Origin of the sequence: Mycobacterium sp. E3298 (assembly GCF_001666895.1) — a bacterium.
In the GTDB taxonomy this organism is placed as follows: domain Bacteria; phylum Actinomycetota; class Actinomycetes; order Mycobacteriales; family Mycobacteriaceae; genus Mycobacterium.
Window position 1 is genome coordinate 1 of the sequence record NZ_LZJB01000132.1, and the last position, 11,542, is coordinate 11,542.

General features: G+C 69.3%; 8 protein-coding genes. 7 read left to right on the forward strand and 1 reads right to left on the reverse strand.

Annotated features, from left to right (window positions below; translation table 11 throughout):
* The 7 genes from A9X05_RS06355 to A9X05_RS06385 all read left to right on the forward strand — a co-directional run.
* A partial coding sequence (locus A9X05_RS06355) for an alpha/beta hydrolase (protein WP_067780020.1) occupies positions 1-1,387 on the forward strand: 1,387 nt, incomplete at its 5' end.
* Between the two features lie 106 nt (positions 1,388-1,493).
* Complete coding sequence (locus A9X05_RS06360; RefSeq protein ID WP_156736504.1) at positions 1,494-3,056, forward strand: alpha/beta hydrolase; 1,563 nt, start codon at positions 1,494-1,496, stop codon at positions 3,054-3,056.
* A 91-nt stretch (positions 3,057-3,147) separates the two neighbouring features.
* The gene (locus A9X05_RS06365; RefSeq protein ID WP_067757990.1) at positions 3,148-4,485 is read left to right on the forward strand and encodes a glutamine synthetase family protein; all 1,338 of its coding nucleotides are present in this window, start codon (positions 3,148-3,150) and stop codon (positions 4,483-4,485) included.
* A gap of 63 nt (positions 4,486-4,548) precedes the next feature.
* Positions 4,549-7,545, forward strand: a complete 2,997-nt coding sequence (locus tag A9X05_RS06370; protein ID WP_067780027.1) for a bifunctional [glutamine synthetase] adenylyltransferase/[glutamine synthetase]-adenylyl-L-tyrosine phosphorylase — start codon at positions 4,549-4,551, stop codon at positions 7,543-7,545.
* Positions 7,542-8,189, forward strand: a complete 648-nt coding sequence (locus A9X05_RS06375) for a PaaI family thioesterase (protein WP_082950079.1) — start codon at positions 7,542-7,544, stop codon at positions 8,187-8,189. Before A9X05_RS06370 ends, A9X05_RS06375 begins: the two co-directional genes overlap by 4 nt.
* A complete protein-coding gene (locus A9X05_RS06380) occupies positions 8,186-9,046 on the forward strand; it encodes a TIGR03619 family F420-dependent LLM class oxidoreductase (RefSeq protein WP_067780030.1) in 861 nt (286 codons plus the stop codon). Before A9X05_RS06375 ends, A9X05_RS06380 begins: the two co-directional genes overlap by 4 nt.
* Positions 9,047-9,200: 154 nt before the next feature.
* Positions 9,201-9,734 (forward strand): GNAT family N-acetyltransferase, encoded by a 534-nt coding sequence (locus A9X05_RS06385; protein ID WP_067758028.1) that lies wholly within the window; start codon positions 9,201-9,203, stop codon positions 9,732-9,734.
* Between the two features lie 499 nt (positions 9,735-10,233).
* Here A9X05_RS06385 and glnA read toward each other — a convergent pair.
* Positions 10,234-11,542 (reverse strand): type I glutamate--ammonia ligase (glnA, locus tag A9X05_RS06390; protein ID WP_067780033.1); only part of this gene is annotated, 1,309 nt, incomplete at its 5' end.

The window sequence follows — 11,542 nt, forward strand, 5'->3', positions numbered from 1 at the left end:
CCCGAAGGCCAAGATTCCGCCCGGCGCGCTGTGCGGCAAGCTGGCCGTGCCCGTCGACTACAACCACCTCGACGGTGACGTGGCGACGCTGGCGATGATTCGCTTCCCCGCCACCGGGGACAAGGTCGGCTCGTTGGTGATCAACCCCGGCGGTCCCGGCGAATCCGGCATCGAGGCCGCGCTGGGCGTCGTGCAGTCGCTGCCCAAGCGGGTCCGCGAACGGTTCGACCTGGTGGGCTTCGACCCGCGCGGGGTCGGGTCGTCGCGGCCGGCGGTCTGGTGCAACTCCGACGCCGACAACGACCGGCTGCGCACCGAGCCCAACGTCGACTACAGCCCGGCGGGCGTGGCCCACATCGAGGACGAGACCAAAGAATTCGTCGGCCGCTGCGTCGACAAGATGGGCAAGAACTTTCTGGCCAACATCGGCACCGTCAACGTCGCGCGTGATCTGGACGCGATCCGCGCGGCCCTCGGCGACGACAAGCTGACCTACCTCGGCTACTCCTATGGCACGCGGATCGGCTCGGCCTACGCCGAGGCGTACCCGGACAAGGTGCGGGCGATGATCCTCGACGGGGCCGTCGACCCCAACGCCGACCCGATCGAGGCGGACCTGCGGCAGGCCAAAGGATTTCAGGACGCGTTCAACGACTACGCCACCGAGTGCGCGAAGCAACCGACCTGCCCGCTGGGCACCGACCCGGCCAAAGCCGTCGACGTCTACCACAGCCTGGTCGACCCGCTCGTCGACCCCAACAACCCGATGGTCGGCAGGCCGGCGCCGACGAACGACCCACGGGGACTGAGCTATAGCGACGCCATCGTCGGCACCATCATGGCGCTGTACTCGCCGACGTTGTGGCATCACCTGACCGACGGGCTGAGCGAACTGGTCAACCACCGGGGCGACACCCTGCTGGCCCTGGCCGACATGTACATGCGGCGCGACGCGCACGGCCATTACACCAACGCCACCGACGCCCGGGTCGCCATCAACTGCGTCGATCAGCCGCCGATCACCGACCGGGCCAAGGTGATTGACGAAGACCGGCGCTCGCGGGAGATCGCGCCGTTCATGAGCTACGGCACGTTCACCGGCGACGCGCCCCTGGGCACCTGTGCGTTCTGGCCGGTACCGCCGACCAGCAAGCCGCACACCATCTCCGCGCCCGGCCTGGCGCCGACCGTGGTGGTGTCGACCACCCACGACCCGGCGACCCCGTACAAGGCCGGCGTCGATCTGGCCAACCAGCTGCGCAGTTCGCTGCTCACCTACGACGGCACCCAGCACACGGTCGTGTTCCAGGGCGACGGGTGCATCGACAACTACGTCACGGCGTATCTGGTCGGCGGCGCCACGCCCCCCAGCGGGGCAAAGTGCTAGTGCGCGTACGGGTCTGAGTCCGAGCGCAATCCAACGCGCCGGTGCGGCGCAGACGAGACCAAGGCGTAACCGTTTCGCGCCGCTTCGGGTACCGGAGGCTGACACGATGACAGCCATGTCGCGCCTGAGAACCTTGAGCTCGGCGCTGCTGTCATTCGGGCTGTTGGTCGGGCAATCCGCGGTGGGACAGCCGGTGGCGGGCGCCACCCCCGAACCGGGTGCGGGGCAGACCCCGGCACCCAGGCCGTCCGCCGCGACGCCGCAGACCTGGGGGAGTTGCGGTCAATTCGCCACGGACACAAAGGATGTCCCCACCGCGCAGTGCACCACCGTCTCCGTCCCGGTCGACTACGACAATCCCGGTGCGGGACAAGCCAACCTGGCGGTGATCCGCGTCCCGGCGACCGGCCAGCGGATCGGCTCGCTGTTGGTCAACCCGGGCGGCCCCGGCGGGTCGGCGGTCGACATGGTGGCCGGCATGGCGTCGGATCTCGAGAGCTCTCCCATCCGGCGCAACTTCGACCTGGTCGGCTTCGACCCGCGGGGCGTTGGCCACTCGACCCCGGCCCTGCGCTGCCGGACGGACGCCGAGTTCGACGCCTACCGGCGCGAGCCCATGGTCGACTACAGCCCGGCCGGGGTGGCGCACATCGAACAGCTCTACCAACAGGTGGCTCAGCAGTGTGTTTCCCGGATGGGGACCGGGTTTCTGGCCAACGTCGGCACCGCGTCGGTGGCGCGCGACATGGACATGGTCCGCCAGGCGCTGGGCGACGATCAGATCAACTACCTCGGCTACAGCTACGGCACCGAGCTGGGCACCGCGTACCTGGAGCGCTTCGGTGCCCACGTTCGGACGATGGTGCTCGACGGCGCCATCGACCCCACGGTCGGCCCGGTCGACGAAAACGTCCAGCAGATGGCGGGATTCCAAACCGCCTTCAACGACTACGCCGCCGACTGCGCCCGCTCGGCGGGCTGCCCGCTGGGCACCGACCCGGCCCAATTCATCAACCGCTACCACGCGCTGGTCGACCCGCTGGTGGCCAAGCCGGGCCGCACCTCGGACCCTCGCGGCCTGAGCTACGCCGACGCGACCACCGGCACCATCAACGCGCTTTACACCCCGGCGCACTGGAAGTACCTGACCAGTGGGCTGCTCGGGCTGCAGCGCGGCACCGACGCCGGCGACCTGCTGCTACTCGCCGACGACTACGAGGGCCGCGACCGCAGCGGGCACTACACAAACGATCAGGATGCTTTCAATGCGATCCGGTGCGTCGACGCGCCCACGCCGAAGGACTCGGCGAGCTGGGTGTCCGCCGATCAGCGCATCCGTCAGGCGGCCCCGTTCCTGAGCTACGGCCAGTTCACCGGGAACGCGCCCCGCGACCTGTGCGCGCTGTGGCCGGTGCCGGCCACGTCGACGCCGCACGCCGCCTCACCCGCGGCGCCCGGCAAGGTCGTCGTCGTCTCCACCACGCACGACCCCGCCACCCCTTACCAGGCCGGGGTCAACCTGGCGCGCCAGCTGGGCGGGCCGCTGATCACCTACGACGGGACGCAGCACACCGCGGTGTTCAACGGCGACCAGTGCGTGGACTCTGCCGTCACGCGCTACCTCGTCGCGGGCACGCTGCCGCCCCCGGCCTACCGGTGCCAGTCCTGACCGCACTGAGCAGCATGTTTGCAATGTTCGCAATTGTTCCGATCGCGCGTCGGTAACACAGAATTAACAGCCGTTGCCTACTGTTTCGGTTATGGATCGCCAGAAGGAATTCGTCCTCCGCACCCTGGAGGAACGGGATATCCGCTTTGTTCGGCTGTGGTTCACGGATGTGCTCGGCACGCTCAAGTCGGTGGCCATCGCCCCGGCCGAACTGGAAGGCGCCTTCGAGGAGGGCATCGGGTTCGACGGCTCCTCGATCGAGGGCTTCTCGCGAGTCTCGGAATCCGACACCGTGGCCAACCCCGACCCCTCGACCTTCCAGGTGCTGCCGTGGGCTTCCGGCGGCCATCACCACTCGGCCAGGATGTTCTGCGACATCACCATGCCCGACGGCTCGCCCTCCTGGGCCGACCCGCGGCACGTGCTGCGCCGGCAGCTGCAGAAGGCCAATGACCTGGGCTTTTCCTGCTACGTCCACCCCGAGATCGAGTTCTTCCTGCTGAAGCCCGGCCCCGACGACGGGTCGCGGCCCGTGCCCGTCGACACGGCCGGCTACTTCGACCAGGCCGTGCACGACTCGGCGTCGAACTTCCGCCGCCACGCGATCGAGGCGCTGGAGTTCATGGGGATCTCGGTGGAATTCAGCCACCACGAGGGTGCGCCCGGCCAGCAGGAGATCGACCTGCGGTTCGCCGACGCACTGTCCATGGCCGACAACGTGATGACGTTCCGCTACGTCATCAAGGAGGTCGCCATCGAGAACGGCGCGCGGGCGTCGTTCATGCCCAAGCCGTTCGCCGAGCACCCCGGCTCGGCCATGCACACCCACATGAGCCTGTTCGAGGGCGACGTCAACGCCTTCCACAGCCCCGACGACCCGCTGCAGCTGTCCGATGTGGGCAAGTCGTTCATCGCCGGGATTCTGGAACACGCCTCGGAGATCAGCGCCGTGACGAACCAGTGGGTGAACTCCTACAAGCGACTGGTGCACGGGGGCGAGGCGCCCACCGCGGCGTCGTGGGGCGCGGCCAACCGGTCCGCACTGGTGCGGGTGCCGATGTACACCCCGCACAAGACGTCGTCGCGCCGCGTCGAGGTGCGCAGTCCCGACTCGGCCTGCAACCCCTACCTGACCTTCGCCGTGCTGCTGGCGGCCGGCCTGCGCGGGGTGGAGAAGGGCTACGTGCTGGGCCCGCAGGCCGAGGACAACGTGTGGGACCTGACACCCGAGGAGCGGATCGCGATGGGCTACCGCGAGCTGCCCACCAGCCTCGACAGCGCCCTGAAAGCCATGGAGGCCTCCGAACTCGTGGCGGAAACGTTGGGGGAGCACGTCTTTGACTTCTTCCTGCGCAACAAGCGCAGGGAGTGGGCCAACTACCGCAGCCACGTCACGCCCTACGAGCTGAGCACCTACCTGTCGCTGTAACGGCGCCCGCCTCGTCGGGTCGCCCGCCTTTCACCGTTGCGGCAGGCGGGTTGCGATACCGTCGTGGTCGTGACCAAACCCGCGACGCAGCGCCCCCGGCTGCCCAGCGTGGGGCGGCTCGGCCTGGTCGATCCTCCAGCGGGCGATCGCCTGACGCAGCTGGGTTGGTATGACCACGACGACCAGGCCCACGTCGACCTGCTGTGGTCGCTGTCGCGCGCACCAGACCCCGACGCCGCATTGCGGGCCCTGATTCGGCTGGCGGAGAACCCCGAGACCGGCTGGGACGAGCTCAACGCCGCGTTGCTCACCGAGCGCCCGCTGCGCGGGCGGCTGTTCGCGGTACTCGGCTCTTCGCTAACGCTGGGCGATCACCTGGCCGTGCACCCGCAGTCGTGGAAACTGTTGCGCGGCAAGGCGAAACTGCCCTCGCACGAGGAGCTGTGTGCGTCGTTCACCGCGTGCGTCGACGAGGCGCCGGGCGACTCCGCGTCGGCAGTGCCGCGGCTGCAAACCCTGTACCGCGACCACCTGCTGCTCCTGGCCGCGCTCGATCTGGCCGCGACGGTCGAGGACGAACCGGTGCTGCCGTTCGCCGTGGTGGGCGCCCAGCTGTCGGACCTGGCGGACGCCGCCCTGGCCGCCGCGCTGCGGCTGGCCGAGGCGACGGTGTGCGGCGACCGGACGCCGCCACGGCTGGCGGTCATCGCGATGGGCAAATGCGGTGCCCGCGAACTGAACTACGTCAGCGACGTCGACGTCATCTTCGTCGGCGAGCGCGCCGACGCGGTGACCACCCGGCTGGCCAGCGAGATGATGCGGGTGGCCTCGTCGGCCTTCTTCCAGGTGGACGCCGGGCTCCGGCCCGAGGGCCGCAGCGGGGAGCTGGTCCGCACGGTCGAATCGCACATCGCCTACTACCAGCGCTGGGCGAAGACCTGGGAGTTCCAGGCGTTGCTGAAAGCCCGCGCGGCCGTGGGTGATCGGGAGCTCGCCGAGCGTTACCTGAGCGCGCTGATGCCGATGGTGTGGGTCGCCTGCGAGCGTGAGGATTTCGTGGTCGAGGTGCAGGCGATGCGCCGCCGGGTCGAGCAGCTGGTGCCCGCCGACGTGCGCGGCCGCGAGATCAAACTGGGCAGCGGCGGCCTGCGCGACGTGGAGTTCGCGGTGCAGCTGCTGCAGCTGGTGCACGGCCGCAGTGACGAGTCGCTGCACGTGGCGTCCACCGTGGACGCGCTGGCCGCGCTGGGCCAGGGCGGCTACGTCGGGCGCGAGGACGCGGCGAATCTGACCGCTTCCTACGAGTTCCTGCGGCTCCTCGAGCACCGGCTGCAGCTGCAGCGGCTCAAGCGCACCCACCTGCTGCCCGATGCCGACGACGAGGAGGCGGTGCGCTGGCTGGCGCGGGCGGCGCACATCCGGCCCGACGGCCGGCACGACGCGGCGGGCGTGCTGCGCGAGGAGCTGCGCCACCAGAACCTGCGCGTGTCGCAGCTGCACGCCAAGCTCTTCTACCAGCCGCTGCTGGAATCGATCGGCCCGGCCGGGCTGGAGATCGGTCACGGCATGACCTCGGAGGCCGCCGAACGGCAGCTCGCCGCGCTCGGCTACGAGGGCCCGCAGACCGCGCTGAAACACATGTCGGCGCTGGTCAATCAGAGCGGCCGGCGGGGCCGGGTGCAGTCGGTGCTGTTGCCCAGGCTGCTGAACTGGATGTCGTACGCCCCCGACCCCGATGGCGGGCTGTTGGCCTACCGGCGCCTCTCCGAGGCGCTGGCCGCGGAGACCTGGTACCTGTCCACGCTGCGCGACAAGCCCGCGGTGGCTAAGCGGCTCATGCACGTGCTGGGCACGTCCGCCTACGTGCCGGACCTATTGATGCGCGCGCCCAGGGTGATTCAGGATTACAGCGACGGACCGGCCGGGCCCAAACTGCTCGAGACGGACCCCGCCGCGGTGGCCCGGGCGCTGATCGCCTCGGCCGGCCGGCACCCCGACGCGGTGCGCGCGATCGCCGCCGCCCGCACGCTGCGCCGGCGCGAACTGGCCCGCATCGGGTCGGCCGACCTGCTCGGTTTCCTCGAGGTCACCGAGGTGTGCCGGGGGCTCACCTCGGTGTGGGTCGCCGTGCTGCAGGCCGCGTTGGACGCCATCATTCGTGCCAACCTCCCCAAGGACGGCTCCGAAAAAGGAAGGGCGCCGGCGGCGATAGCGGTGATCGGCATGGGCCGGCTGGGCGGCGCCGAGCTGGGCTACGGGTCCGACGCCGACGTGATGTTCGTGTGCGAGGCGGCGGCCGGTGTCGAGGACTCGGTGGCGATCCGGTGGTCGACGACGGTCGCCGAGCAGGTGCGCACGTTGCTGGGCACGCCCAGCGTCGACCCGCCGCTCGAGGTGGACGCCAACCTGCGGCCCGAGGGCCGCCAGGGTCCGCTGGTGCGCACGCTGGGTTCCTATGCCGCCTACTACGCGCAGTGGGCGCAGCCGTGGGAAATCCAGGCCCTGCTGCGGGCGCACGCGGTCGCCGGCGACGCGGACCTGGGCCAGCGGTTCTTGTTGATCGCCGACAAGACGCGTTACCCGGCCGACGGGGTGTCCGCCGAGGCGGTGCGGGAGATCCGCCGCATCAAGGCCCGGGTGGACGCCGAGCGGTTGCCGCGCGGCGCGGACCCGAACACGCACACCAAGCTGGGCCGCGGGGGACTGGCCGACGTCGAATGGACCGTGCAGCTGATGCAGTTGCGGCACGCGCACGAGATTCCCGCGCTGCACAACACCTCGACGCTGCAATGCCTCGACGCGATCGCGGCGGCCGAGCTGGTGCCCGCCGAGGAGGTCGACCTGCTCCGGCAGGCGTGGCTGACGGCAACCCGGGCGCGCAACGCGTTGGTGTTGGTCCGCGGCAAGCCCACCGATCAGTTGCCGGGGCCGGGGCGCCAGCTCAATGCGGTCGCGGTGGCCGCGGGCTGGCCGACAGACGACGGCGGGGAGTTCCTGGACAACTATCTGCGGGTGACGAGGCGGGCAAAAGCCGTGGTACGGAAGGTGTTTGGGAGTTGAGTCAGGAGACCGGCGCGCTGGACGCCACATTCGAGGTACTCAGCGCGGCGGAGGCGCAACGGGTGACGGCCAGGTATGCGCCGCTGGCCGACGCGGTCCGGGAGCTCATCGACGCCACCATCCACACCGCCGCCGACGACGACGTCGTCGCCGACGCGCGCTCCACCATCGAGGCCGTCACCAAGTCGTTGCGGCAACAAACCCGGCCGACCGGGGTGAGTTACCGCGTCGACGGCAGCCGCCCGCTGACGCTGGGAAACGCCGCGATCGGCCTGGGTAATCCGATCGCCCCGCCCCTGATCATCCACCACGACGGCGGCGGCCGTTGCTGGAGCGAGTTCGTCCTCGGCGCGGCCTACGAGGGCCCGCCCAAGCTGGTGCACGGCGGCGTCAGCGCCCTGGTGCTCGACCACCTGCTCGGCGAGGCGGCCAGCGAGGGGCTGTCCAAGGCGCGTTTCACCGGCACCATCACCGTGAAGTACCTGCGCGGCACGCCGTTGGGCCCGCTTCGTTGCGACGCCTGGGTGGAAGGCAAGGAGGGCCGCAAAGTGTTTGCGCGCGGCACGATTTCGGACGCCGCCGGGGTCACCGTCGAGGCCGAGGGCGTGTTCATCGAGCCGGCGTGGGCGCGGGAAGCCGAATGAAGTTCTACATCAGCAGCGCCTTCCTGAACACCCGGGAGATCATCGAACTCGCCAAGGCCGCCGACGAACTCGGCTACGACGGCATCGGAATCCCCGACCACGTCGTCAACCTGGAGACCCTGGACACCCCGTATCCCTACACCAAGGACGGGGAGCGCCGCTGGCAGCCGTTCACCGACTGGCCGGATCCCTGGGTCCTCGTCGGCGCGCTGGCTCAGGTCACCACGCGGCTGCGCTTCGTCAACACCGTCTACATCCCCGCGATGCGCAACCCGTATTCGGCGGCCAAAGCCATTGGCACCGCGGCGGTTCTGGCGTCGGGCCGGGTGGAACTCGGCATCGGCGTCGGCTGGTGCCGCGAGGAGTTCGCGTTGATGGGCGAGCCGTTCGAGGCGCGCGGGAAGCGGACCGACGAGATCATCGAGTTGATGCGGGCGCTGTGGCAGCCCGGCTGGACCGAATTCGAGGGCGCGTTCTTTTCCGCACCGCGGCTGGAAATGGAGCCGACGCCGCCGCCGATACCGGTGTACGTCGGCGGCCTCAGTGACATCGCGCTGCGTCGCGCCGCCCGCAACGACGGCTGGATCGGCGATCTGATCAAGACCGAACGCGCCATCGAGGCGGTGGGCAAGCTGCGGGAGCTGCGGGCCGAAAAGGGTTTGTCGATGGACGATTTCACCGTCCTGACGCCGCTGACCGACGCCTTCACGACCGCCGACTACCGGCGGGCCGCCGACGCCGGCATCACCGGCATCATCACCATGCCGTGGATGTTCTACGCCGGGCCGGATGCGTCGTTGGACGACAAGATCGACGGCATGCGGCGCTTCCGCAAGGACCTCGCGCTCGACGGCTAGTTCTCGCCTCCCGGCCTTTTCGCCTCTTCGCCACCTCTTCGCCACGACACATAACCTACGGCGAAGACACGCCGTGAACGTGCGCCATGGTTTATGTCTCGCGAGCTCGGGCGGGCGGTTTGTAATCCCTTGCCGGCCTGAAAGAATGATCCGCATGCCGACCGGCCTCGTGCGTCCGGCGTCCGCGCGGGACGCGGAGGCGTGCCTCGGCGTCTACCGGCCGTATGTCGAGGACACGGCCATCAGTTGGGAAATCGAGGTCCCCAGCGTCGGGGAGATGGCCGCCCGCATCGCCGACGCCCATGAATGGCTGGTGCTCGAGCGGGACGGTGGCGTCGTGGGTTTCGCCTACGGCCATGTGTTCTGGCGACTGCCCAGCTTCCGGTGGTCGGTCGAGACCGGAATCTACGTCGACCGCGATCGGCACCGCACGGGTGCGGGCCGCCAACTCTATGCGGAGCTACTGCGCCGGCTCGGCGAGCGGGGGTACCGGCAGGCATTTGCCGGCATCACCCAGCCGAACGAGGGCAGCAACGCATTTCACCGGTCGTTCGGGTTCCGCGACGCCGGCCTCTATCGCCGCGTCGAATGGAAACACGGCCGCTGGCACGACGTCGCGTGGATGCAACTCGACCTGGGTGGCGGCGCCGAACCCGACGAGCCCCCCGGGTCGATCGTGATCGGTTAGCGGCCCCCGCCGGCTCCGCCGCCGACGAAGCCTCCGCCGGCTCCGCCGCCCACGAAGCCCCCGCCGGCACCGCCGCCCACGAAGCCTCCGCCCGCTCCGCCACCGAAGCGGCCTCCGCCGGCTCCGCCGCCCATGCGGCTTCCGACCATTGTCTGTGCGGTGCTGATTGTCATGCGCTTGAAGCTAGCCCCCCACACGTTGCGGCCGCAAGGCTTTAAATCTGAACTTTCGGCTTCGACGAGCACGGTTTGCGGCCTCAGCCGCTTCCGTTGCGGCGGCTGGCTTTTGGTGTCGGGCGGCCCACCCCGGCCCCGGGCCGGGTCCGAGCGCCGGTCCGGGTCCCAGCCTGGGGCCCGGCTCAGGGCGATTCGGACCCGGCGCCGGTGACGGTCCGGGCGCCGGCGATGGACCGGGGCGCCGCGGCGGCCGCTAACCCGGGAGCCGCACAACCGAAACCACCCGCGCGGCGGTCGCCGACGCGGGTGGTTTCGGTTGCGGATTAAACGTCGTAGTAGAGCGCGAACTCGTAGGGGTGCGGGCGGATCTGCACCGGCAGGATCTCGTTCTCGCGCTTGAAGCTGATCCACGTCTCGATCAGGTCGGGCGTGAAAACGCCGCCCTCGGTGAGGTATTCGTGGTCCTCTTCCAGACGGTCGATCACCGCGGACAGCTGGGTGGGCGCCTGCGGGATGTTGGCGGCCTCTTCCGGCGGAAGCTCGTAGAGGTCCTTGTCCACCGGGGCCTGCGGCTCGATCTTGTTCTTGATGCCGTCCAGCCCGGCCATCAGCATCGCCGAGAACGCCAGGTACGGGTTGCCCGACGAGTCGGGGCAACGGAACTCGAGGCGCTTGGCCTTCGGGTTGCTGCCGGTGATCGGGATACGCACGCACGCCGAGCGGTTGCGCTGGCTGTAGACCAGGTTGATCGGCGCCTCATAACCCGGGACCAGTCGCTTGTAGGAGTTGACGGTCGGGTTGGTGAAGGCCAGCAGTGACGGGGCGTGGTGCAGCAGACCGCCGATGTAGTGCCGCGCGGTGTCCGACAGGCCGGCGTAACCGGTCTCGTCGTACATCAGCGGGCTGCCGTCCTTCCACAGCGACTGGTGCGTGTGCATGCCGGAGCCGTTGTCACCGAACAGCGGCTTGGGCATGAAGGTGACGGTCTTGCCGTTCTGCCAGGCGGTGTTCTTGACGATGTACTTGTACAGCTGCATGTCGTCGGCGGCGTGCAGCAAAGTGTTGAACTTGTAGTTGATCTCGGCCTGCCCGCCGCTGCCCACCTCGTGGTGGCCCTTCTCCAGGCTGAAGCCGGCCTTGATCAGGTTCGACAGCATCTGGGCGCGCAGGTCGACGTAGTGGTCGACGGGGGCGACCGGGAAGTACCCACCCTTGGGGCGGACCTTGTAGCCGCGGTTGGGGGTGCCGTCGTTCTCGGTGGGCTCGCCGGTGTTCCACCAGCCCGAGATCGCGTCGACCTCGTAGAAGGAGCCGTTGGTGCGTGAGTCGAAGCTGACCGAGTCGAAGATGTAGAACTCTGCCTCGGCGCCGAAGTAGGCGGTGTCCGCGACGCCGGTGCTGATCAGGTAGTTCTCGGCCTTGCGCGCGATGTTGCGCGGGTCACGCGAGTAGGGCTCGAGCGTGAACGGGTCGTGCACGAAGAAGTTCAGGTTCAGCGTCTTGTGTTCGGTGAACAGGTCGATCTGCGCCGTCGCGGGGTCGGGCAGGAGCAGCATGTCGGATTCGTGGATGGACTGGAATCCGCGAATCGAGGAGCCGTCGAAGGCCAGGCCGTCCTCGAAGACGCTCTCG